The organism is Paenibacillus sp. FSL R5-0527 (genome assembly GCF_038008055.1).
GTDB classification, from domain to species: Bacteria; Bacillota; Bacilli; order Paenibacillales; family Paenibacillaceae; genus Fontibacillus; species Fontibacillus macerans.
The window spans coordinates 2,525,949-2,549,437 of sequence record NZ_JBBOYI010000001.1 but is presented as its reverse complement, the minus strand read 5'-3'; the positions used below and the strand labels follow the sequence as shown (position 1 = coordinate 2,549,437).

The window sequence follows — 23,489 nt, the reverse complement described above, 5'->3', positions numbered from 1 at the left end:
TATGGCAAAAAATAAAACCGGCTGCTTGCGAAATGAGCTGGTTCATTTCACGTCCACCGGTTTTGTAAAGTAATGTTATAAAGTATTGATGCTATGATAGTGTAAATGATTAAAGCGTTAATTTAAAACAAAAACGCCTCATGACGTTATCCGGTAACAGCTGTGACTCAAAATTTTCACATGGGCCACCGCTGCGGGCTTGATTTCCTCAAAGGTCAGCCGATCCTGGATGTAGTAAGAGATAAATCCATGCATCCCCAAAAACATGCTGAGCGGAAGAGACGGATTGTCTTCCAGCGGGTGCTTTTCCTCCTGCAAAAAACTGCGAACGATGGATTCGAACATGTTAAAGCATTTGGTTTGCTCGCTGCGGCAATACGCCAATATTTCCTCATCCCTCAGCATGAACATGATTTCGTATTGGTGCGGATGCTCCAAGCCGAACTTGATGAATTCCAGCATCAGCTGCTCAGTCTTGGTCAAACCCTCCGCAGGCGGACGTTTGGCCACCTGCTCGCACAGATGGGCTAAAGATTCGAAATCCTTGACCACGATAGCGTAAAATAATTCGGCTTTTTCCTTGAAGTGATAATACAACGAGCCGTGACTGTAACCCAAATGCTGACCGATGCTCCGCATGGAAATTCCGCGGTACCCTTTTGTAATGAATAAATGCCGGGCCGCTTCCATAATTCTTTCTCTCGACAACTCCTGATCTACTGCTCTTCTTGCCATAGGCGTTATTCCCCTTCGATAAAGTAAACCTGGTCACCTTCCGCCATCAGCGCTTGTCCCCCCGTCAGATCCGTCATCCAAGCGATGAAGGCCTGCGCTTCATGATGAAGCGGCAGACAGCAGAGCGTCACCTTATCCGCAAACACCGTATCCCCCGTACGGATTCCACGGTTTCGCAGCTCATTTTCCACCTTGCCCAGCCAAGTATATTCCAGTTCCACAAACACTTCCTGGTGCAGTACCCGGGTTATGGCTTCCCCCGCTTCGATCGCCGCAACCGCCCCGTCCGTATAAGCGCGGATGAGACCTCCGGCCCCCAGCATGATGCCGCCAAAATACCGGGTAACGACGATGGCGACGTTTTTGAGGCCCTGATTTTTGATTACTTCCAAAATGGGCTTGCCGGCGGTGCCGCTCGGCTCCCCGTCATCCGACTGCTTCTGGATTTCATCCCGCTCGCCGATCATATAAGCGGAACAATTATGCGTGGCGTTCCAGTGCTTTTTCTTGATTTCCTCAATAAAAGCTATCGCTTCGTCTTCCGTTTCCACCGGCCTGACGTGTCCGATAAACCTCGATTTCTTGATGACGATTTCTTTCTCGCCGGCTCTTCGAACCGTCTTATACCGTTCCAGCATATGAATCCATCCTTATGAATGTGCCAAGAAGCAGCCCGGCCGAAACATGCGGCGAACTGCTTCCTGGCGCTGTATCTTTCCTTCGAAAAGGGGACCTGCTTCCGAAAAGCCGTTATTCGGAAAGTCTTGCTTCCAGTGCGGCCTTTTCCTTTTCGTATCCCGGTTTGCCGAGAAGCGCAAACATGTTTTTCTTGTAGGCCTCAACGCCCGGCTGGTCGAACGGATTGACGCCCAGCAGGTAACCGCTGATGCCGCAGGCTTTCTCAAAAAAGTACACGAGGTAGCCAAACGAATACGGCGTCAAATCAGGCACGTTGACGACCAGGTTCGGAACCTGTCCGTCCGTATGTGCGAGCAAGGTGCCTTGGAACGCCTTCTTATTCACGAAATCGAGCGTTTTGCCGGCCAGGAAATTCAGCCCGTCCAAATCGGCCGGATCGGATTCGATCGTGATGTGGCTCGGCACTTCCGTCACCTGAATGACCGTCTCGAAAATATTCCGGTTGCCTTCCTGGATAAACTGCCCCATGGAGTGCAGGTCCGTGGAGAAGTCGACCGATGCCGGGAATATCCCTTTAAAGTCCTTGCCTTCGCTTTCACCGTACAGCTGCTTCCACCATTCCGACACATAGTGCAGGGAAGGCTCGTAGTTCACGAGAATTTCCGTCACTTTGCCTTTGCGGTACAAAGCGTTGCGGACGGCCGCGTACTGGTAGCTGGCGTTCTCGGCCAGGTTCGGGTTGCTGAACTCTTTGGCCGCGTCCGCCGCGCCTTGCATCATTTCGTCGATGCTGATGCCGGCGGTCGCGATCGGGAGCAGGCCGACGGCCGTCAGCACGGAGTAACGTCCGCCCACGTCGTCCGGAATGACGAACGTTTCATAACCTTCCTCGTCGGACAGCTTCTTAAGAGCGCCTTTGGCACGGTCGGTCGTGGCGTAGATCCGTTTGCGCGCTTCTTCCTTGCCGTATTTCTTCTCCAGGGCCGCGCGGAAAATCCGGAAAGCGATCGCCGGTTCCGTTGTCGTTCCCGATTTGGAGATAACATTGACGGAGAAATCCTTGCCTTCGATCAGCTCCAGCAGGTGATTTACGTAAGTCGAACTGATGTTGTTGCCGGCAAAATAAATTTCCGGCGTTTTGCGCTTGTCCTTCGGCAAAATATTATAGAACGAATGGGACAGCGATTCGATCGCCGCGCGCGCGCCCAGGTAGGAGCCGCCGATGCCGATGACGATCAGCACGTCGGAATCGCTTTGGATCTTGGCTGCCGCCTTCTTAATGCGGGCGAACTCTTCCTTATCGTATTCGGTCGGAAGGTTGATCCATCCCAGAAAGTCGGCCCCGGCCCCCGTACCGTTATGTAACTGCTCATGAGCCGTTCGGACCTGCTCGGCAAGATAATCCACTTCATGCTGTCCGACAAATTGCAGGGCTTTGCTGTAGTCAAAGGTTACTTTTTTCGACATGTTTGAAAATACCTCCGTCTATTTATTTAACCCACTTTCCTATCCTAAGAGGCAACATTCAAAAGCTGAGGCGTGATCATTTTAACGTCTTGAGCTGAACTTTCCTCTCAAATAACTTAAACCTAGGATACTGTAAATTTCCAGCGAAAACAAGGGCACATTATACAGGTTTTAGGCCCTCTATGCTAAAATAATTAAATGCTGTTCAATTTTTCTTGAAAGGTGATCGTTTATGAAAAAAATCGGATTTATCGGACTGGGCACGATGGGCGCTCCGATGGCCTCCAACCTGCTGAAGCAGGGCTATGAGGTTGCCGTCTACAACCGCACCGCGTCCAAAGCCGCTGCTCTCGCCGAACAAGGCGCCGCCGTGGCCGCCTCGCCGAAGGAAGCCGCTGCCGCCGCCGACGTCGTCATCACGATGGTCAGCAACGACGCCTCCATCGCCGCCGTTTACGAAGGGCCCGAAGGCGTGCTTGCCGGCCTGCGCCCCGGGACTAAAGTCATCGACTGCTCCACGATCTCGCCCGCGCTCGTAAAACAGCTGGCGCAGCAGATTTCCGTGCTGGGCGGAGCTTTTCTCGACGCGCCGGTCACCGGCAGCTCGCCGGCCGCCATCGCCGGCACGCTCGTCTTTATGGTCGGCGGGCCGGCCGATACGCTGGCCGAGGTCATGGATATCTTTGAGACGATGGGCCAAAAGGTGCTGCATATGGGCGAAAACGGCAGCGGCGCGGTGGCCAAGCTGGCCCATAACACCATCGTCGGCATCAACAACTTGGCGCTCGCCGAAGGCTTCGCCATCGCCGCCAAATCCGGCCTGCCCGCCGGCCTGTTCCTGGAGCTGGTGCAGCTCGGTTCCGCGGGCAGCAAAGCGGCCGAGCTGAAAGGCCGGAAAATCATCGAACACGATTTTTCCAACCAGTTCTCCCTGGCGCTGATGCTCAAGGACCTCAAGCTGGCCTCGGCGCTGACCGACGGCTCGGGCATTCCCGCGCCGATGCTGAACCAGGCCAAAAGCCTGTTCCAGGCGGGCGAAACGCAAGGCTTCGGCGAAGAGGACCTCTCCTCCGTCGTGAAGCTCTACGAGGCTTGGATCGGCCAAAAAATCGGCGATAAAAAGGTGTAACGGTCGATCGGACTCTCCACGATATTTGTAAAAAGGCAGGTACAGCGCCATAACGCTGTTAACCTGCCTTTTTATTTGCTTTTTGCGGCATGCGCGCACCCGCCGCTAGACGTACGAGCAGCAGTAATCCGTGACGCTCCGCACTTCCAGCTTGAAGGAAGACTTGGCGGGAACGGTAAACGTTCCGCGGCCGCTGATTTCTCTCCACAATGTTTCGCCCGGAAGCAGGACCTTCAGGTCCCCGGACAAAATGTCCATCACTTCCAGCGAATCCGTTCCGAACTCGTATTCCCCGGGGAGCATGATCCCCAGCGTCAATTTGCTGCCGTCCTGAAGCCATACGGTCCGGCTGGTCACTTTGCCGTCAAAATAAATATTGGCGTTCTTCTCTACGGTAACATTTTGCAATTGCTGCGCCACGTTCCCCTCTCCCTTCGCGACCCGGCCGCCGAGATTATTTGTTCAATTGCGCTTTTACGTGCTTAACGACGTTTTCGATGGTGAAGCCGTATTCGGCGATAACTTTGTCTCCGGGAGCGGACGCGCCGAATTTATCGATGCCAAGCACGGTTCCGCTTTCGCCGACGTAACGTTCCCAGCCGAACGGATGCGCCATTTCCACGGCGACGCGGGCTTTGACGTTCGGCAGGATGACGGAGTCTTTGTACCCTTGATCCTGCTGGTCGAACAGATCCCAGCTCGGCAGGCTGATGACGCGGACGTGAATGCCTTCTTCGGCCAGCGCGGCTTGCGCTTTAACCGCCAGCTGCACTTCGGAGCCCGTCGCGATGATCTGCGCCACCGGCTTGCCGTCCTTCGCGTCGGATACGACGTAGCCGCCGCGTTTTACGCCGTCGCGCGCCAGCTCTGCCGTGTTCTCGAGAATCGGCAGGTTTTGGCGGGTTAATACGAGCGCTACCGGATTCGCTTTGTTCTCAACCGCATAAGCCCAGGCTGCGGAGGTTTCGTTGCCGTCGGCAGGACGGATGACCGTCAGGCCCGGAATGATGCGCAGGGAAGCGAGCTGTTCGATCGGCTCGTGGGTCGGGCCGTCTTCGCCGACGGCGATGCTGTCGTGCGTCAGCACGTAAGTTACCGGCAGCTTCATCAGGGCCGACAAACGCACCGCCGGACGCAAGTAGTCGGTAAATACGAAGAACGTGCCGCCGAACACTTTCAAACCGCCGTGCAGCATAATTCCGTTCATGGCCGCGGCCATGCCGAATTCGCGAACGCCGAAGTACAGGTTGCGGCCGTCGCGGGTTTCCGGCGTGTACATGGCAAGGTCGTTCAGATGCGTCATCGTCGAGCTTTCCAGGTCAGCGGAGCCGCCAAGCAGCTGCGGTACGTTCGGCGCCAGGCCGTTCAGCGCGTTGCCGGAAGCGACGCGGGTCGATACCGCCTTATCCGAAGCGCCGTATTTCGGCAGCTTCGCATCCCAGCCTGCCGGCAAATCCCCGGCTACCGCGCGTTCGAATTGAGCCGCAAGCTCCGGATATTGGGATTTATATTGGGCGAACGTTTCTTGCCAAGCTTTGTAAGTAGCGATGCCCCGTTCTTTGACTTTGGCAAAATGCTCGCGCACTTCTTCAGGGACATAGAAGTCTTCTTTATAGACCCATTTATAGAACTCTTTCGTCAATTGGGCTTCTTCCGCCCCCAGCGGGGAGCCGTGCGTACCGCCGTGGCCGCCTTTGCCCTGCTTGTTCGGGCTGCCGTAGCCGATGATCGTCTTCACTTCGATCAGCGTCGGGCGCTCCGTATCGCGTTTGGCCTCTTCGATCGCCGCTTCGATCGCGGCCAGATCGTTGCCGTCCTTAACGAGCAGCGTTTGCCAGCCGTAAGCATCGAAGCGCTGTCTTACGTTCTCCGAGAAGCTCAGGTTCAGCTTGCCGTCGAGCGAAATATCGTTGGAGTCGTACAGGAAAATCAATTTGCCCAGCTTCAGGTGGCCGGCCAAAGAAGCCGCTTCGCTGGCCACGCCTTCCATCAGGTCGCCGTCGCCGCAAATGCCGTAAGTATAGTGGTCGACGACTTTCAGATCGCCTTTATTGTAAGTCGCCGCAAGCTGCGTTTCCGCCAAAGCCATGCCGACGGCCATCGCCAGACCTTGGCCCAGCGGTCCCGTCGTGGCGTCTACGCCCGGAGTATGTCCGAATTCCGGGTGGCCCGGCGTTTTGCTGCCCCATTGGCGGAACTGCTTGATTTCTTCCATCGGCAGATCATACCCGCACAGATGCAGCAGGCTGTACAGCAGCATCGAGCCGTGTCCGGCGGACAAGACGAAGCGGTCGCGGTTGATCCAATTCGGAACGTCCGGGTTATGGTTCATCGTTTTGGCAAACAGCTGGTAACCCATCGGTGCGGACCCCATCGGCATGCCGGGATGGCCGGACTTCGCCTTTTCGATCGCGTCGATCGCCAGCGTCCGAATCGTCGTAATCGACAAATTATCGATCGTGTTGTTCTCTGAAATTGGCATTCATTTTCCTCCTTAATCATCAAAAGATCCTTGAAAACCATGAAAACTTAACTTTGCGATTACAAAACAATCAAATTGAAAAAATCATTTTGACTTTATTTATTGTATCATCATTTGTAACCCATTACCATATCATTATTCCCAAGGTGTTCACTCGAAATTACTTTGTAATCATTTTTGCCGCTCTTTCATGCAGGCGGCAATCTCCCCCCTCGAAACGTCACCATTAAATAAAAAAAGCCCCTTTAGAGAAAAGGACCTTCTATACGGCCTATTACTCAAAGGAGCTAAACCTGGTTATGGCCAATCCTTATTAAGGAGGTACACTCCTAAAAACACCGATAGATTGATAAAAGCAAAGATCGCCCTTTTAATTCTGTTTTTCAGTAAAACTCGAAAACTAAGAAATGTTCTAGCTATGATGAACGTAAACAAAAGACAGCCCTCCATATTGCTACATCTCGTAGGTTAAAATGGATAGTGAAAACCAAACCATTTCAGAGCTACATAGCAAAGGAGAGCTGATACTATGCAGTCTACCACAAAATTCGTCGGTTTAGATGTATCCAAAGAAAAAATTTCGGTTGCTATTGCAGATGCAAGCGGTGAAACTCCTCGCTATTACGGGAGCATTCCTCACACTCCGGCGGCGCTGCGCAAGCTGATCAAAGAACTGGGACCGGCCGAAACGCTATCGTTTTGTTATGAGGCAGGTCCGACAGGTTACGAAACCTATCGCTGGATCACCTCCATGGGAGCCCATTGCGTTGTCATTGCTCCGTCGCTTATTCCCAAACGCCCTGGTGATCACGTGAAGACGGATCGACGGGACGCCGAGCAGCTTGCCCGTCTGTTTCGTGCAGGAGAATTGACTCCTGTCTACGTCCCGGAGCGGGAAGACGAGGCTTTGCGGGAGTTGGTTCGCGCCCGGGAGGCCGCCAAAGAGGACGCGCATCGGGCACGCCAGCGGATATTGAAGTTCCTGCTCCGCCATCAAATCGAACCGCCGGCTACGATAAAGCGTCGTTGGACCCGGAAGTACCGTTCCTGGCTGGAGCAACTGACATTCCCTTATGAGCCCATGCAAGTAGCCTTCGACGAGATGCTCCATACCTTAAATGAGATCGAGCAGCGGATGGGGCGTTTGGAAAAAGCCTTGGTTCAGCAAGCCACGGTCGGCTCCAAGGCAACTCTGATTCGGGTGCTTCAGTCCCTGCGTGGGATTGGACTACTGACGGCCGTCACTCTAGCTGCTGAGATCGGTTCATTTACTCGCTTCCGCTCCCCGGCCCAACTCATGGCGTATTTAGGGTTGGTTCCTCGTGAGAGTTCAACCGGCCTGAGTACTCGGCGCGGAAGTATGACCAAAGCCGGTAACGGGCGCTTGCGCCGATCCTTGGTGGAATCCGCCTGGAGCTACCGTCATCGGCCTGCGGTGAAAGGAGATCTCGCCAAGCGTTTGGATGGCATGCCGGCCGATATACAACTGTTGTCGTGGAAAGCGCAAGAAAGATTGCATTACAAATACCGTCATCTCATTTTTGGAAAGAACAAACACAAAAATGTGGCCGTAGGCGCGGTGGCCAGGGAGCTAACCGGGTTCATATGGGCTGTTGCTCGAACGGTGGAACAACCGGTGGCTAACTAACGCCCCTTCCGTCCCCTTTGGGGAGACGCAGGGAGCGTTGCCCCCTGCACCCCCACACTCGCCGTGAGGCGTTCCTCATTTCCAATGAGGAATAGGAAAAGTGTTGATTTGAACCTAACCGCTTGTCAAGAAAAGCGCTTGACAAGCTCACGCCTGAGCACGAGGCCCGGGAGCAAACGAAGGTTCCGGGAGAGAATTTGCGTCAACCGTTTGCACTAGGTGAGTAACTGAACGTGCGCTTCTAGCTTGCAAGAGCTCTCCTTGACGAAGGCATAACATGTGGTACCAACCCACGGATAGCAGCGTGCCGACCGTCGCTCGCATTTTTGCTCTCGCGCCACGTGCTCAGGCACCTCTCACACGGAGGGCTTGACAAAAACGTTCATAGCAACGGTTGTGAGCGACGCTAATACGGCATAATCAAGGGGTTTTCCATTCTAACGGCACTAGCGCCTGCATTAAATCCGACAAGATACAATTTCTCGCCACCACATTCTAACGGTTGCCACAGCCGCTATTTGCTCTAATATCGCCGTTTTCAAATTCTAACGGTTGCCATAGCGCTTATTTAGCTAAAACCCGGCGATTTGGGCTCAGATTTGAGCAGATAACACCGCTCACAACCGTTAAAATTTAGAAACGGGCTTTTTTGGCAAAATAGCGACTATTACATCCGTTGCTATGAACGTTTTTGTCAAGCCCTCCGTGTGAGAGGTGCCTGAGCACGTGGCGCGAGAGCAAAAATGCGAGCGACGGTCGGCACGCTGCTATCCGTGGGTTGGTACCACATGTTATGCCTTCGTCAAGGAGAGCTCTTGCAAGCTAGAAGCGCACGTTCAGTTACTCACCTAGTGCAAACGGTTGACGCAAATTCTCTCCCGGAACCTTCGTTTGCTCCCGGGCCTCGTGCTCAGGCGTGAGCTTGTCAAGCGCTTTTCTTGACAAGCGGTTAGGTTCAAATCAACACTTTTCCTATTCCTCATTGGAAATGAGGAACGCCTCACGGCGAGTGTGGGGGTGCAGGGGGCAACGCTCCCTGCGTCTCCCCAAAGGGGACGGAAGGGGCGTTAGTTAGCCACCGGTTGTTCCACCGTTCGAGCAACAGCCCATATGAACCCGGTTAGCTCCCTGGCCACCGCGCCTACGGCCACATTTTTGTGTTTGTTCTTTCCAAAAATGAGATGACGGTATTTGTAATGCAATCTTTCTTGCGCTTTCCACGACAACAGTTGTATATCGGCCGGCATGCCATCCAAACGCTTGGCGAGATCTCCTTTCACCGCAGGCCGATGACGGTAGCTCCAGGCGGATTCCACCAAGGATCGGCGCAAGCGCCCGTTACCGGCTTTGGTCATACTTCCGCGCCGAGTACTCAGGCCGGTTGAACTCTCACGAGGAACCAACCCTAAATACGCCATGAGTTGGGCCGGGGAGCGGAAGCGAGTAAATGAACCGATCTCAGCAGCTAGAGTGACGGCCGTCAGTAGTCCAATCCCACGCAGGGACTGAAGCACCCGAATCAGAGTTGCCTTGGAGCCGACCGTGGCTTGCTGAACCAAGGCTTTTTCCAAACGCCCCATCCGCTGCTCGATCTCATTTAAGGTATGGAGCATCTCGTCGAAGGCTACTTGCATGGGCTCATAAGGGAATGTCAGTTGCTCCAGCCAGGAACGGTACTTCCGGGTCCAACGACGCTTTATCGTAGCCGGCGGTTCGATTTGATGGCGGAGCAGGAACTTCAATATCCGCTGGCGTGCCCGATGCGCGTCCTCTTTGGCGGCCTCCCGGGCGCGAACCAACTCCCGCAAAGCCTCGTCTTCCCGCTCCGGGACGTAGACAGGAGTCAATTCTCCTGCACGAAACAGACGGGCAAGCTGCTCGGCGTCCCGTCGATCCGTCTTCACGTGATCACCAGGGCGTTTGGGAATAAGCGACGGAGCAATGACAACGCAATGGGCTCCCATGGAGGTGATCCAGCGATAGGTTTCGTAACCTGTCGGACCTGCCTCATAACAAAACGATAGCGTTTCGGCCGGTCCCAGTTCTTTGATCAGCTTGCGCAGCGCCGCCGGAGTGTGAGGAATGCTCCCGTAATAGCGAGGAGTTTCACCGCTTGCATCTGCAATAGCAACCGAAATTTTTTCTTTGGATACATCTAAACCGACGAATTTTGTGGTAGACTGCATAGTATCAGCTCTCCTTTGCTATGTAGCTCTGAAATGGTTTGGTTTTCACTATCCATTTTAACCTACGAGATGTAGCAATATGGAGGGCTGTCTTTTGTTTACGTTCATCATAGCTACTAATCCCAGCCAAGCGCTACGTGACCTCCCATTTATGTTACGAAACTAAAGGGAAGGCTAACGCCTGCTTCGCCGCTTGGCCTCTAGCAGACGGCCAAGCGGCGAAGCCCCCGGCCCGCTGTCCTGCGGCGGGCCGGCAGGCGCCGAACCGGCTCCCTCCCGCGGGGGAGCCGGCGCTTCGGCCCGCGGCGCCTCGCTCGCGGGCCCCTGGCCCCCGCCCGCCCCGCTGCGCGGAGGGCGGGCCGGCGGGGCAGGCGCCGCTGGCGCCCTGTCGGCGGCATTCTCGCCGACAGCGCCGCCGCGGCGGGCGCCTGCCCCGCCGTAAAACGCGGCCGCGCGCGACTTGCGCGCCGCGAGCCGGGCCAGCCCGGCGTCCGCCTCCGCGGACGCGCCGGGCGCGGCCCCGTCCGCCGCGGTGCCCGGCGCGCGGCGGCGCCAAGGCATGGCGGCGCGCACCAGCGCCGCCGCCATGCGGTCCCACGGCAGCGCAAGGCGGCGGATCGCGATGTCCGCGAGCCATAGCAGCAGCGCTGCCGCCAGCAGCGGCCGCTGCAGATCATGCGGCGACGGGTAAGGCTTGGCCGCAAATTGAAAGGCCGCTTCGGGCTTGTTCCAATCCAGCACGCGGCCCCCCGTGCTGTCCGCAATCTTCCGCAGCGTGTCCGGCGGCGCCCCGCTCGGCAGCCGGTACTCCGGGGAATAAGGGATGACAAAACCGGTGCCGGTCCCACCATCCACCTGTTCCCCTTCGCTTTGGCCCTGCAGATGAACGAGGAACGAACCGGGTTCATCGGCTGGCATCGTTCCCCGGTAAACCCCCGGCGAGGTTTGGGCCAGCGGCACCCGCTCCTCCCGCAGATTTTCGCCGCTGACCACCGCTTCAAGCTCTTCCGGAGGAGCTTCATCCTCGGCGGTAACCTCAAATTGAACCTCGTTCCCGCGAATCGTCGTGTTTACCTCAAAAGGAGACGCCGAAAACTGCGGAAACGTCCATTTCACCATTTCTGTGAACAAGCCGGCATAGGACGGCCAATTCACCCAATCCCGCGACCATTTTCCGGTCAGATCGCTGGTCCAGGCCACGCTGCGGCCGGAGCCGTACTGCCATCTAACCAGCAGCGGGTCCGGCTCGGGGCTGGACAGCACCGTTTGAGCCGTCGCTTTAGGCGTTGCGGCCACATAACCGTAAATTTTCGGCACCCCGCCCGCGAACCATTTGCCCCAATCCCCCGGGGACACCAGGGCCGGCACAAACGGCTTGTCCACAATGTACGTTCGGGCGACCATGGCGGCCTCCCGGCTAAAGATCGCCGGCAGTGTCGTGGCATCCGTTACCGGATAGTACCGGCCTTTGGCCTCCTGAGCCAGCGACTGCAGCAACGCCGCATCCGCGTCTTCCCCCACCGCGACCGTGGACAGCGTGATTTTCGAGCTATTCATCGTTTCGAGCAGCGCGCCGTATCCCGAATCCGCGGCCGACTGCCCGTCGGTCAGCAGAATCAAGTGCTTGCGCTGCGCCTGGACATCCAGCAGCTTGTTCAGCGCGCCTTCGACGGCCGGGTAGATGTTTGTCCCGCCTCCGCTCGGAATGCCGTTAATTTGCGCCAGCACGTCTTTCTTATCGCCCAGCTTCTGCGGTTCGACCACCCACCAAGGCTGATCGTCGAAAGCGACGACGCCGACCGTATCCTGAGGACGCAGCAGCTCGACCGTGCGCTGCGCCGCCTCCTTGGCCAGCTTCAATTTGTCCCCGTCCATGCTTCCCGACCGGTCGATCACGAGAATCAGGCCGAGGGAAGGGATTTGCCGTTTGCCCTCCAGCTCCATCGATACCGGCAGCAGCTGCTCGATCGGCGTTTTGAAATAGCCGCCCATCCCGTAGCTGTCTTCACCGCCGACCATCACAAACCCGATGCCAAAGGAGCGGACCGCCTGCTCGATCAACTCCATCGTCTTCCCGCCAATCCGCTCGGCGGACACATTGTTAAAGACGATGCTGTCATAGCCGGCATACTTGGTCAAATCCGCAGGCAGCATCCCCGGATCGATCACGGAGTAATCGATCAGACCGGATTTGAAGGCGTTTACCAGATTGGCGGACGTCCCGCGCGCTCCTTCCACGATCAGCACCTTCGGACTTCCGGCGACCCGTGTAAACGCATAGTTCGCGTTGTTGGCCGACTGCTCGTCGCCGTCCGCGAAAATCTCCGCCCGATAGCGGTGCATCCCCTGCTTTTGCGCCAACCCCTGCAGCGTGAAGCGGTTGTCCCCGCGCTCCAGAGTCACTTTGTGCCGGCCGATCTCGCGGTTGTCCTCGTATAAGCCAAGCTCGGCGCTGCCCGAGAACGTGCTGCGAATCAGTACTTCAAAGGCAAACGATTCCGCCTGATACAGTTTCCCGGGCACCTGAAACTCCTCGACGGACGCATCCTTCCGCTCTTTGACGGGAACGGGCAGCACATCGACGGCAATCCCCCGCTCCTTCAGCAGACTGGCCGCTTTTAGCGCATCGCCTACGTTTTCTTCGCCATCGGAAATCAAAATGATCCTTTGGTTTCCCCGTCCTCCGAACAAGCTGCCGGATAGTTCCAAGCCCTGCTCCAGGTTGGTAAAATCGGGATGAACCGCCGCCTTCAGGCCATCTTCGGAGACGGATTGCGTATCCAGACTTTTGTCCACTGCGGCGTTCAGCCCGGCAACTACGATGCCTACCCGGTCTCCCGCTGCTTTTCCTTCCCCGGCCCGCTCAATCCACTCGCTAACGGGCCCCGTCTCCGGCATGCTGGCGGAGCGGTCCGTCAAAATCACGACTTCCTTGTCCTTCACCAAAGTGTACGTCTGGACGCCGGCCAGCACCGCTGCCAGCAGCACCAGGATCGCCGCGCGCAAACCGACCGCCAGCTTCCGGCGCCCCCCGCTTAATCTAAAGTCGGAGCGATAGGCGTAGAGCACACCGGCCGCCAGCGGCACAAGGAGCAGCAGAAACCAGGGATGATCAAATCGAACGCCCACGCTGATACACCCCCCACTCCGCCAAAATCACCATCAAAGCCAGCAGAGCCGCCAGCGGCACAAGCGATTGCCGCGATTGCGGCGGCGAAGCGCCCGATGGCTTGCTATGCTCAGCTTCTTTGAAACCAACGGCGTCCTCAGACCCATGGCTGTCCGCCGGTGCCGCCGAATCGCCGGAAAATCCAATCGGAAACGGCTGCCCTCCCCCGGGAATGCCCGATTCCGCAGGATCGGCGGCAACCTCAAGCTGATAAGCCGCAAGCTTCTCGCCGTCAGCTCCTTGCATCTCAAAGCGCCACAATCCCGGGATTCCCGGGGAGGTCTGCCGGGAGGCCACGCGGCCCATCTTGCGCGCTGCGGGAAGCTTCGCCGTGCCGGATCGCAAAGCATAACCGTCAACAGGAACCCAGGTGGCCTGCTCCGCCTCCGCAGGGACGGGAATATCGACCTCGGTTCCCGCCGTCAAGCGGCCGAGCCCGGCCGCTTGACCGGATTGCAGCCATTTTACGGCATTGCTCACCAGGATCGGAAATTCCGGGCGCAGCGGCAAATCGCTGTCTTCAAGCGCAAACAGAAACGCCAGCCTTTTCCGCCCGGCTTCCGTCCCGGCATATGCCGCCGGCTGTCCTCCGATCTCCAAAATCGGTTTCCCCCATGCCGGAACCTCTTGATCGAGAAGTTCGCCCGTTGGCGGAGTCGTGAACGATAAATAACGGGTGACCGGGTGATTGACCGGCTTCACTTCCCCGCTGGCCAGAGCCGCTTTTTTTCCATCGCCTCCCCAGGTCCACAGCGGCGTTTGACGAAGCAGCGCAGCCCACGGTTCCCCCTGCAGAAACGCAGGAGGAGCACCGTCGATCACGATCAGATCCGGCTTAATCCCGGGCAAAGCCGGCCGCCCCGCCGCTGCGGCTTCATCCGTTCCGGCCGGGACTGTATTCATCCGGGTAACGCGGGCCCCGGACAACTGCAGCGCCTTCTCCAGAAACAGATTCCCGGGGGAGATGAACAGGATGTCCGGCTCATCTCCACTCTCGAGAAAAGCAAAGGCTTCGTTGTCGGGCGCATAGTCGTCCTCGGGGCTTAAGCTGAGCCGGTATACGTCCGCCGAGGGCAATTCATCGAACGGAACCAGCAGGCTTTTTCCGCCTTCCACCGTAATTTGCTTGGAGGCGAGCAGCTTCCCGTCGCCAAACAAATCCAGATTGGCCTGGATGGAGACATTCCGGTAATTCCGCACCACAGCTGTACCCGCAACCATGTCTTGGCGACCGCCGCCGTGCTTTACCCCGAATTGCTCAACGGCCGCGTTCGCTTCCGCTCCTTCGTTCACGGCTGCGATCTCAACCGGTACGCCGCCCGCCGCGAGATCATCGGTACGTTCGGGCCAGCGGCCATCCGTATATACGATGACGCTCGCTTCCGGATCGTCCCGCGTCAAGGCTTCCGCAAGCGACAAAGTCTCGCGGTATGCCGCTTGCCCGTAATCGGGGGCAAGCCCGTCGACCGCCCGGTTCAGTGCGCTTCGGTCCCGCTCCCGGGACAACAGCACCTCCGGCTCGCGGCCCAATCTCACCAAAGTGATTTCCGCCCCCGTTCCCAAAGCGCCAATGCGCGAGCGCAATTGTTCCTTGGCCCGGTCCAGGCGGGAGCCCGGTTTGTTCTCCGCCTCTCCGCCGCCCCAAGCTGCGCTCATGCTGGCTGACGTGTCGACGACGATGACCGCATGTCCGGTACGGCTGCCGGAGGTCCACACGAAAGGCTGCATCAGCGCAAATACGAGCAAAGCGGCGACGAGCAGCTGCAGCCAGAGCAGCAGCCGATTCTGGAGCTTCTGCCACGGACGGTTGGCTTCGATGTTGCGCAGCACGCGGTTCCACAGCAAATGGCTGGGCACGAGCGTATCGATATATTTTCGTTTAAACAGATACATCAGTACGATCGCCGGAAGCGCAAGGCCAAACCACAGTCCCGACCAATCCAATACCCCCATGACTTCATCCCCCCACGTTGATGATCTAACATACCGCAACAAATCACGAGCGGCGTCCCGGATCATTGATGAGACAAAAAGAGGCCGCGACCTTGGTCCGATCGGCTACTTCCCCCCGGTTGTTCCCGCCTTGTCCATCATTTTCACAATCCCTTGCTCAAGCGGCACATCGGTTGGGGCAACCACATAACGAATCCCGCGCCCGCCGCAAAAGCGGCCGATTTCCTTGAAGTACTCATCCAGCTCGCGCCCGTACCTGTCCAGGATTTTGCCGGTTAACGCAATCTCTTTGCCGGTCCCAAGCTCGCTGTCGAGGAGCCGCAAGTCTCCGCTGAGCGCAGGACGAAGCTCTGCTTCCGACAGCACGTGGACGAGTACGATCTCCTGCCCGGCCGCCTGAAAAAAAGCCAACGTCTCCGCAAGCCCCTCGGCCCCGCTCTCCAGCCACAAATCCGAAAATATCCAGGTCATTCCCGGCTGCGCGGGAAGCGCTCCCGGCTGCCGCAGCGCCCCTCTCAGATCCCCCGGTCCGGCCGGCCCCATCTCCTGCAGGAACGAGAACAGCCTGAAAGCGGAAGCCTTTCCCCGCAGCGGCGGCAGCTTGCCCTTGATCTCTTCCGAAAAAGCGGCCGCCTGCACCACATCGCCGCCGGCCAGCGCCATATAACCGACGGAAGCGGCCAACCGCTTAGCGTACAGCAGCTTGTTCTCCGGCGCCTGCCCGGTTTCGGCGCGCCGCTCCGAACCGCCGCCGAAATCCATCGATGCGGAAATATCCACATACAGGTTGATCCGCAGCTCCTGCTCATCCCAATATTGACGGACAAAAGGGCGGCCCGTACGCGAATAAACGCTCCAGTCAAAGCGCCTGATATCGTCTCCGGGCGCGTATTCGCGATAATCGGCAAATTCGAGGGAGCTTCCGAAGCGGCTGGAGCGCCGTTTGCCCTGCAGCGTTCCCCGGATTCTCCTCCGGGAGGCGATCGACAACCGTTCCAACCGGGGCAGCAGAGACGGAGGCAGGAGGGAAGATGTCATTGCGCTCCCTCCAGCGCCGCCAAAATGTCTTCAATGATCCGATCCGTCGCCACGCCCGCCGCCTGACCTTCGAAATTCAGAAACAAGCGGTGCCGCAAGGCCGGCACGGCAACCGCCTTAATATCTCCGGTCGATACGTGCATGCGCCCTTTGGAAATCGCCCTTACCTTGGCGACCGAAACCATCGCCTGGATGCCGCGCGGCCCCGAGCCGAAACGGACGTAACTGCGCACCGATTCGGGCGCGTCCCGCTCCTCGGGGTGCGTCATCATCAGCAAGCGCACCCCGTACTCCAGCACTTCATCCGCCAGCAGCACCTCTTTGGCGGCCTGGCGGATTTCCAGCAATTGCTGCGCCGAAGCGATCGTTTCCGCCTTGGGCTGATCGGCCGCCGTCGTCCTTCTGACGATCTCCGTCAATTCCGCGGGAGACGGGTAACCCACATGAATTTTCAGCATAAACCGGTCCAGCTGGGCTTCCGGGAGGGGATAAGTACCTTCGTTCTCCAGCGGATTTTGCGTCGCCAGCACAAAAAAAGGCTGCGGCAGCCGCCGCGTCTCCCCGCCTACCGTCACCGTCTGCTCCTGCATCGCCTCCAGCAGGGCGCTTTGGGTTTTCGGCGTCGCCCGGTTGATCTCGTCGGCCAGCACAATGCTGCTGAACACCGGACCGGGCTGGAATACCGTATCGGTCGCGCCCTGCGGTCCGAACCGGATCACATTCGTGCCGGTGATATCGCTTGGCATTAAATCCGGCGTAAACTGAATCCGCGAAAAGGACAGGTCCAGGCAGTCGGCGATCGTGCGCACCAGCATCGTTTTTCCAAGCCCCGGAATCCCCTCCAAAAGCGCGTGTCCTCCCGCAAAAACACACCACAGGATCTGTTCCACGACCTCCTGCTGTCCTACGATTACACGCGAAATTTGCTCCCGCACGGCCGCGACCGTACCGCTCCACAATTCCAACCGGGCTTTCGCATCCTCCATCGTCTCTCCTCCTCGTTTACGCTCCTTCGCCTACGAACCCGGATCGATTTCGATAAAATAGTTCTCCACCAGGCTCTGCAGACTTTGCGGCAAATCGCCGCGCTTTAGCGACTCCTTGGCTTCGGCCGCATAATCGCTGTAAACCTCTTCATACGGTCGGCTCACCCCGTCAAATACTGGGGAGCTGCCCCCTCTCTGGACGCCGCCGCCCGTTGCCGGTCCGCCGTCTTGCTGGACGTTGCCGCTGCCGGCCAGGTCGCGCGGCGTAGTCACCAACGCCCGGCCTCCGCTGCCGAGTCCCGCCCCGGCCCCATTTCCGCCGCCCTGACCCTGGCCTTGTCCCGCGCCGCCGCCACCGGTGCCGCTGCCGGAACCCGAGCCTGAGCCCGAACCGGCTCCAGCACCTGGTCCCGTCCCGGCAGCGCCTCCCACCCCGGGACCTTGGCCTGCTCCGGGTCCGGCATCTGTGCCCGGACCCCCTTGGCCCATGCCAGGGCCGCCGCCTGCGGCCAGCTGTTCGGCGCTGCCGCCGATGCTCCACGTGTCCGATACGGCCAGCCCCGACGCTTGCATATTTTCCGCCAGGTCAAGCCCCTGCTCGGCAAGGGCCGATGCCAGGGCCGCCGCGGCGTCCGCCTGCCCGGACGATGCCTCCGCCGCCCGCATGTTTTGCAGCATAACCTCGTTTAAGTTCGCCAGCGCTTGATCCGTGGATAGCTGCTGACCTTCCTTCACCGCAGCGGCGGCTTTTTTTAGCGCATCCGCCAGTTCCTTCGCCCGCTCGTCATCGGGCGGCGCCGCTTCGGCGATCCGCTTCAGCTTATCGGCAAGCTCCTTCCGTTCCTGCTCCGTCAAGCCGGACAACTGCTTGCGAAAAGCCTCAGCTTGCTTGGTCAATTCCGCAGCGCTTTTTTTCCGTAAAGCGTTGGCCAGCTTTCCCGTCAGCGGATGAGCGTCCCACCGCTTGAGCCACTCCGTCCTTGCCTGCTGCCGGAGCTCCAGCTTTTCGGACATTTCCCTCAGCCGCTTCATCGTTTCCTCCACGTTTTTGAGCGCCTCTCCCGGCTTACGGCTCGTCTCCAGCGCCCGGTGCAGCTCGCTCAGCTCTTTAGCAAGGGCTTCCTTCGCCTTCGTGTCCAGCTTCAGGCGGTCCAGTTCGGCAATCTGCCCGTTCGTCTCTTCCTTCTGCGCATTGACCCATGCCCGCTCCTCTCGCGCCTGGGCGACCCGCTGATCCATCGGATTCGGCAGGATAGCCAGCAGCAAAGCGGCCAGAAGGCCAAGCACGGCGGGAATCCGCCATACGCGGCGGCGCGGCAGCGGCAGGCGTTGCTTGATATCCCGCACATAGGCCGCGCCGTATTCTTCGGCCTGCTCCCGCTCGAGCTGTGCCGGAAACGTCTGCAGCTTCGCGTAGACCAATGCCGTCGTCATCAGGTCCAGCCGCTCTTGCCCGGCCTCGGGACGATCCATCGTCTGCGCCGCCAAAATGACGGATACCCGGCGGAGCCGTCCCCACACCCAGCCTCCGGCAGTGCACAAAATGAGGCTCGCCGCGGCCGCGATTTTTCCGTATTCCAGCGGCCACAGCCTCCCCGCCGCAAGCCAGACAAGAGCGGCCGCCAAACCGGTCAGCAGGCCGTATCTGAGCCCGTCCAGCCCCCGAAACCGCCGGATGCGGCGGCGCACAACATCAAGCTGACGATAGATTGTTTCCACGCGCCAGGTCCCCTCCGTTTCGCGTTTTTTTGTACTATGACGTTCGTACCCGATGATCCCTTGCTCTCGCCCCTGCCGTCTACTCTTCCGTCTTGGTCTTGGTCATCGTCCCCGGTTCGGTTGTCTCGATCGCGCGGCTTTTTATTCTTCTTCTCACCGGGCGAACATGACGGATGGCCAGCCACAGAAACAGCGCAATCAACGGGCTGTACACCCCCAGAAATTGCTGCCACAGTTCAACCGGCGCGCCGGACTGCATATTGCCTCCCCGGACCAGGAACACGGATTCGGAAAAAGACGGCTCAAACAGGCTGATCAACGCTCCCGCGGGATTTAAGCCAAGAATGAAGCCTACCCATGAATAGGAGCGTGGAGGCCCCCCCGAATTGTAGTAGCTCGCCTGCTCGATCCCCATCGCAATGATATAGACAATGCCCGTCACCAGAAAAATGATCAAGCCCGTACCGTAAGTCATGATGACCGATACGATCGTTTTTTTGAACAAAGTGGAATAAAACACCCCGATCGAACCCAACAGCAGCATGACAAACAGATAGAACAAAAAGACGAGCGCCAGTTGCTTCGGCGAGAGTCCCCCGTATAAAAAAACGATGCTGTACACCGGCAAAGTCGCCAGAATAACAAGCGTCATGAAGCTCAAGGAAGACAGGAGCTTGCTCAAAATAATCGTTGCGGAGCTCTGCTGCGTGGTAAGCAGCATGTTCAGCGTCTGCTTCTCCCGTTCGCCGCTGATCACCCCGGCCGTCAAGGCGGGGGTCATGAACGCGATCAGCACCAGTTGGCCGATGCTGAGCACGTAAAAGATGATCCGGCTGACGCCGGGATCCAACCGTCCGCCGGCGCTAAACCCTTTAGAAGTCGTCATATAAATGATGGCCATCGCCAGCAGCCCCGTCACCAGAATATAGGCAAACACGATAAACGCCGAACGGGGCGTGCGCATCCGGAGACGAAACTCTTTGTCCAGCACGGGGTTGATCAGCCTTCTACGCCAATTCATCACTTGCCCCTCCTTTGGTAATCTCCAAAAATACATCCTCCAGGTTGGTCTGCGCTTCGTTAAAGGACAGCACCTGGAACCCCGAAGAGATCATGCGGGCCAGCAGCTGCGCCTGCTCCGCGTCCCCGCCTCCGAAATGAACATGCACGCCGGTTTCATCCTGCAGCACCTCGCTGACATGCATCTCATCCTGCAGCAGCCCGGCCAATTCATCGGCCCGGTCGAGCACGCGGATATGCAGCACTCTTTTGACGCGCAGACGATTCTGTATTTCCGCCACCTTGCCCTGAGCAATCAGCCTGCCCCGCTCGATCACACCGATTTCGTCGACCATCTCGGCCAGCTCCGGCAATATATGCGAGGAGATAATGATCGTTTTGCCCATCAGCTTCAATTCCTTCAAGATCTCCCGCATTTCAATCCGCGCCCTGGGGTCAAGCCCGGAGGCCGGTTCGTCCAAAATAAGCACATCGGGATCATGCACAAGGCAGCGGGCCAGGCAGAGGCGCTGCTTCATCCCGCGCGACAGGCTGTCCACGTATGCGTCTTTTTTGTCGCTCAGGTTCACCAGCTCCAACAGCTGCGGAATCAAGGCGTTGCGCTCAGCGCGGGGAATTCCGTAGCTGGCCCCGTAAAAGTGCAGGTACTCCGTCGTTTTGAACTGATCGTAAACCCCGAAGAAATCCGGCATATAGCCGATTCTTTTCCGCACTTCCTGCGGTTGTTCGGTAACTTCGAAGCCGCCTACTTTGGCCGTGCCTGACGTCGGCAGCAGCAGTGTGGCCAAAATCGACATCGTCGTCGTTTTCCCGGCCCCGTTCGGACCGACAAACCCGAACACCGTCCCTTTGGCGATGGACAGGTTCACCGCTTTCAGCGCCTCGAAGCTGCCGTAGGCTTTCGTCAGATTTTTGATCTCGATCATTCGCTGTACCTCCCTTGCAGGGAAAGCTCCGGTATATCAAAGCTCGTCCATTCCTCGGCTGTGATGCGGATCCGCAAGTTAGTTCCGTTTTGCAAATATTGATTTGCTTGATCCGCAAATTTAACCTCGCCGTTCTTCCAATTCAACTCTCTCCAGGCTTCTTTCTCCGCGTTCCAAATCGCCGCCGTCGTCCTGGTCCCCTTATCCTGCTGACGAATGGCTATCGACAGCTGTGAATAGGCCGGATTCGGCGCCGCCGGCAGCCGGTACTCGATCTGCATTTCTCCGGGAGCCATATTGACTCTGCCGCTGCCTTCCTCGCTCCATTGGCTTGAAGTTACGTTCAAAACCCGTCCTGCCGCAAAACCGTACGGCAGATACATTTCCCCATTCTGGCCGAGAGCCGGTTCGAACCGCTGCACCCACATGTTCAACTGGTCGGATTTTACGCTCTTTCCGTTCACCTTGTAGTCGCTTAGCTGCTCTTTGCTCCAGGCGATAAACAAATACTTGTCCTGTTCAAAAAGAACGTTCAAATAGCTGTTCACAAGTCCTCTTTGCCGCTCCAGCAGCACATTGTTCCGCCGGGTGCTGCTGCCGCTGTAAGGGAATAAACTCCCCCCGTAATCATCATAGTGAACCATCATCGAACCGGACGCAATCGGAACGGATTGCTGCTTCGGCAGCTCTCCCAGCAGAAACACTTTTTTGCCCACAATCAGCGCGGCATCGCTCAAATCCGCATCCGTGCGGTTCGTTACGGTGCCTTGCAGCCTGCCTTGTCCGTCGAATCCGGCTTCAACGCTGACCGCTCCGAATTCCCTGTCTTCCGGCTGATCCATCCACAGCTTGGCGAAGGAACGGTGGGTCATGCCCTTGAGCTTCACCGTCGTACGATCCGCCTGCACCCGGATGGACTGCAGGTTCGGCTCCTGATTCTGTCCGCCGGCGAGCAGACCGTCCTCCCGCTTCACCGACACGTACGTGCCGGCGGGCAATTCAACATCGTAATCTCCGCCTCTTGGGACGAACATAGCCGAGGCCGTCGTTCGTTCGGCCCGTCCTTTTCCGTCCAGCTCCATAATATTGAAGGTATGTGTCTGAACCGACGACCCTCCGGAGGTCCCGGCCATATAAATGCCGCCGCTCGCCGCAACGGCAATGAGCGGAATCAGCACCCAGGCCCACTCCCGCTTGTCCAGCTTTTTAAGTATGTAATACAGTAAAGGCGCAACGAGCACCGCATAACCCAACAGCAGCCATATCAATAGGGAGAAAGGCGGCAGGGTCACGGACGGAAAATAATCAAGCAGGCCGTCAATTCCCGAAAACAGTTCGCTTTTACTGCCTTCCGGCTTGCCGGTGCCGCTCGTTAGATCAAGCTGCAGGACCGAAAACCAGAGCCCGGGATGTCCGCTCCAGGCATTAAGCGGCTCCATCGCAACATCATAAGCCGCATAAATGACCTTGCCTTGCCCCACGGACCAAGACGCGATGAGCGGCTTGGAATCAAACTGCGCGATGGCCGCGGCCCCTTCCTTCAGCTTAGCCGCGGAAACGGGGAAAGGACGATCCAGGGGTAGCTTTTTCCCGCCCAGTTGTTCAAGCTCAGGCAGCTCGGATACACTCGTATTGCCGGCGTAATCGACCGGAGACAGGTCCTCGAAGCCTTTCGCGCTTTTGGGGTAACCGGCTCCGCCGCTGAGGATAAGCGTGCCGCCCTTATGAACCCAGGAACGAATGGCCCCGGTTCGCCCCTTGCCAAGCGTATCGGCGGAGTAATCGTTAATAAGCAGCACATCCAGCGAAGACAGCAGCGTACCGTCCGCGGGCACCTGCTCCTTGTCTAAAGGAACGACGGTCACGTTTCCGCCCGAACCGTTAAGCGTCCTTAGAAAGTTCAAGCTGTCCGGATCGGCGGCCAGGGTCCCGACCAGCGTCCCGTTCTTGGGGATCGTCTCCAAATAGGAGCTGCCCGCAGCGAACGGGATCATTTTCCCCGATTCCGCCGTTCCTTCGTAAAAACGAATCGAATTGTTATATTGGTCGAAACGGTTTCCAAGCACCGCAAAGGTAACTTTTTTCGGCGAGCCGGCCGGCAAATCCACCGCCTGGATATGGGTTGTACTCCCCCCGGTATACGGAATCTGCGCCCCAACAACCAGTTCCCCGCTTATATCGGCACTACTCGTAAGGGTAATGGTAAGCGGGTTCCATTCGCCCAGCTTGACATTACCGTTAAATCCAAGTTCGCTCTCTATGGTGATGGACGGCTTGTCCGCCGCTCGGGCCGGCTGCGGAACCGCATAAACGATCCCCGCCAGCAGCGCCGCACAGAGCGCAATCAGCGGTACGATCCGTTTTGCTTGAAACAACACCTGACACTCTCCTC

At 57.9% G+C, this 23,489-nt stretch carries 16 protein-coding genes; 2 read left to right on the top strand and 14 right to left on the bottom strand.

Translation table 11 applies throughout. From position 1 onward, the window contains the following. Window positions 1–138 precede the first annotated feature (138 nt). From NYE69_RS11185 to NYE69_RS11175, 3 genes are all read right to left on the bottom strand, one after another. Window positions 139–735, bottom strand: a complete 597-nt coding sequence (locus tag NYE69_RS11185; protein WP_036625094.1) for a TetR/AcrR family transcriptional regulator — start codon at window positions 733–735, stop codon at window positions 139–141. Between the two features lie 5 nt (window positions 736–740). After that, a complete protein-coding gene (locus tag NYE69_RS11180) occupies window positions 741–1,373 on the bottom strand; it encodes a YigZ family protein (RefSeq protein WP_340926214.1) in 633 nt (210 codons plus the stop codon). A gap of 112 nt (window positions 1,374–1,485) precedes the next feature. Continuing rightward, a complete protein-coding gene (locus NYE69_RS11175) occupies window positions 1,486–2,841 on the bottom strand; it encodes a glucose-6-phosphate isomerase (RefSeq protein ID WP_340926213.1) in 1,356 nt (451 codons plus the stop codon). A gap of 232 nt (window positions 2,842–3,073) precedes the next feature. Here NYE69_RS11175 and NYE69_RS11170 point away from each other — a divergent pair, with 232 nt between their 5' ends. After that, entirely contained in the window at window positions 3,074–3,970 is an 897-nt protein-coding gene (locus NYE69_RS11170; protein ID WP_340926212.1) for an NAD(P)-dependent oxidoreductase, read from the top strand. Between the two features lie 105 nt (window positions 3,971–4,075). Here the strand turns inward: NYE69_RS11170 and ppnP are convergent, their stop codons facing one another. Next, window positions 4,076–4,390: a pyrimidine/purine nucleoside phosphorylase gene (ppnP, locus tag NYE69_RS11165; protein ID WP_036625106.1), complete on the bottom strand. Its 315-nt coding sequence runs from the start codon at window positions 4,388–4,390 to the stop codon at window positions 4,076–4,078. A 34-nt stretch (window positions 4,391–4,424) separates the two neighbouring features. Then, complete coding sequence (gene tkt, locus NYE69_RS11160; protein ID WP_340926209.1) at window positions 4,425–6,452, bottom strand: transketolase; 2,028 nt, start codon at window positions 6,450–6,452, stop codon at window positions 4,425–4,427. Window positions 6,453–6,981: 529 nt separating this feature from the next. On the opposite strand from tkt, the gene NYE69_RS11155 reads away from it, so the two are divergent. Continuing rightward, complete coding sequence (locus tag NYE69_RS11155) at window positions 6,982–8,100, top strand: IS110 family transposase (RefSeq protein WP_036623922.1); 1,119 nt, start codon at window positions 6,982–6,984, stop codon at window positions 8,098–8,100. Window positions 8,101–9,167: 1,067 nt separating this feature from the next. Here the strand turns inward: NYE69_RS11155 and NYE69_RS11150 are convergent. From NYE69_RS11150 to NYE69_RS11110, 9 genes are all read right to left on the bottom strand, one after another. Beyond that, complete coding sequence (locus tag NYE69_RS11150) at window positions 9,168–10,286, bottom strand: IS110 family transposase (RefSeq protein WP_036623922.1); 1,119 nt, start codon at window positions 10,284–10,286, stop codon at window positions 9,168–9,170. A 174-nt stretch (window positions 10,287–10,460) separates the two neighbouring features. Next, window positions 10,461–13,415, bottom strand: a complete 2,955-nt coding sequence (locus tag NYE69_RS11145) for a VWA domain-containing protein (RefSeq protein WP_340926206.1) — start codon at window positions 13,413–13,415, stop codon at window positions 10,461–10,463. Then, window positions 13,399–15,408, bottom strand: coding sequence for a vWA domain-containing protein (locus tag NYE69_RS11140; protein WP_340926204.1), 2,010 nt, complete (start codon window positions 15,406–15,408; stop codon window positions 13,399–13,401). Before NYE69_RS11140 ends, NYE69_RS11145 begins: the two co-directional genes overlap by 17 nt. A gap of 105 nt (window positions 15,409–15,513) precedes the next feature. After that, on the bottom strand, window positions 15,514–16,446 hold the full coding sequence (locus NYE69_RS11135; RefSeq protein WP_340926203.1) for a DUF58 domain-containing protein: 933 nt from the start codon (window positions 16,444–16,446) through the stop codon (window positions 15,514–15,516). After that, window positions 16,443–17,432, bottom strand: coding sequence for an AAA family ATPase (locus NYE69_RS11130; RefSeq protein WP_340926201.1), 990 nt, complete (start codon window positions 17,430–17,432; stop codon window positions 16,443–16,445). The genes NYE69_RS11135 and NYE69_RS11130 overlap by 4 nt, the downstream gene beginning before the upstream one ends. Before the next feature lie 30 nt (window positions 17,433–17,462). After that, window positions 17,463–19,151, bottom strand: a complete 1,689-nt coding sequence (locus NYE69_RS11125) for a phage tail tape measure protein (RefSeq protein ID WP_340926200.1) — start codon at window positions 19,149–19,151, stop codon at window positions 17,463–17,465. Between the two features lie 79 nt (window positions 19,152–19,230). Continuing rightward, window positions 19,231–20,172, bottom strand: a complete 942-nt coding sequence (locus tag NYE69_RS11120; RefSeq protein ID WP_340926198.1) for an ABC transporter permease — start codon at window positions 20,170–20,172, stop codon at window positions 19,231–19,233. Next, window positions 20,159–21,097, bottom strand: coding sequence for an ABC transporter ATP-binding protein (locus NYE69_RS11115; protein ID WP_340926196.1), 939 nt, complete (start codon window positions 21,095–21,097; stop codon window positions 20,159–20,161). Before NYE69_RS11115 ends, NYE69_RS11120 begins: the two co-directional genes overlap by 14 nt. Beyond that, window positions 21,094–23,475, bottom strand: coding sequence for a DUF7408 domain-containing protein (locus NYE69_RS11110; RefSeq protein ID WP_340926195.1), 2,382 nt, complete (start codon window positions 23,473–23,475; stop codon window positions 21,094–21,096). The genes NYE69_RS11115 and NYE69_RS11110 overlap by 4 nt, the downstream gene beginning before the upstream one ends. Window positions 23,476–23,489: the final 14 nt, after the last annotated feature.

Bases quoted from the DNA above. Each gene is read 5' to 3' on its own strand.
- tkt (WP_340926209.1), bottom strand. From the start codon at position 6,452: ATGCCAATTTCAGAGAACAACACGATCGATAATTTGTCGATTACGACG.
- NYE69_RS11130 (WP_340926201.1), bottom strand. From the start codon at position 17,432: ATGGAGGATGCGAAAGCCCGGTTGGAATTGTGGAGCGGTACGGTCGCG.
- NYE69_RS11185 (WP_036625094.1), bottom strand. From the start codon at position 735: ATGGCAAGAAGAGCAGTAGATCAGGAGTTGTCGAGAGAAAGAATTATG.
- NYE69_RS11115 (WP_340926196.1), bottom strand. From the start codon at position 21,097: ATGATCGAGATCAAAAATCTGACGAAAGCCTACGGCAGCTTCGAGGCG.
- NYE69_RS11155 (WP_036623922.1), top strand. From the start codon at position 6,982: ATGCAGTCTACCACAAAATTCGTCGGTTTAGATGTATCCAAAGAAAAA.
- NYE69_RS11170 (WP_340926212.1), top strand. From the start codon at position 3,074: ATGAAAAAAATCGGATTTATCGGACTGGGCACGATGGGCGCTCCGATG.
- NYE69_RS11150 (WP_036623922.1), bottom strand. From the start codon at position 10,286: ATGCAGTCTACCACAAAATTCGTCGGTTTAGATGTATCCAAAGAAAAA.
- NYE69_RS11140 (WP_340926204.1), bottom strand. From the start codon at position 15,408: ATGGGGGTATTGGATTGGTCGGGACTGTGGTTTGGCCTTGCGCTTCCG.
- NYE69_RS11180 (WP_340926214.1), bottom strand. From the start codon at position 1,373: ATGCTGGAACGGTATAAGACGGTTCGAAGAGCCGGCGAGAAAGAAATC.
- NYE69_RS11175 (WP_340926213.1), bottom strand. From the start codon at position 2,841: ATGTCGAAAAAAGTAACCTTTGACTACAGCAAAGCCCTGCAATTTGTC.
- NYE69_RS11120 (WP_340926198.1), bottom strand. From the start codon at position 20,172: ATGAATTGGCGTAGAAGGCTGATCAACCCCGTGCTGGACAAAGAGTTT.
- NYE69_RS11135 (WP_340926203.1), bottom strand. From the start codon at position 16,446: ATGACATCTTCCCTCCTGCCTCCGTCTCTGCTGCCCCGGTTGGAACGG.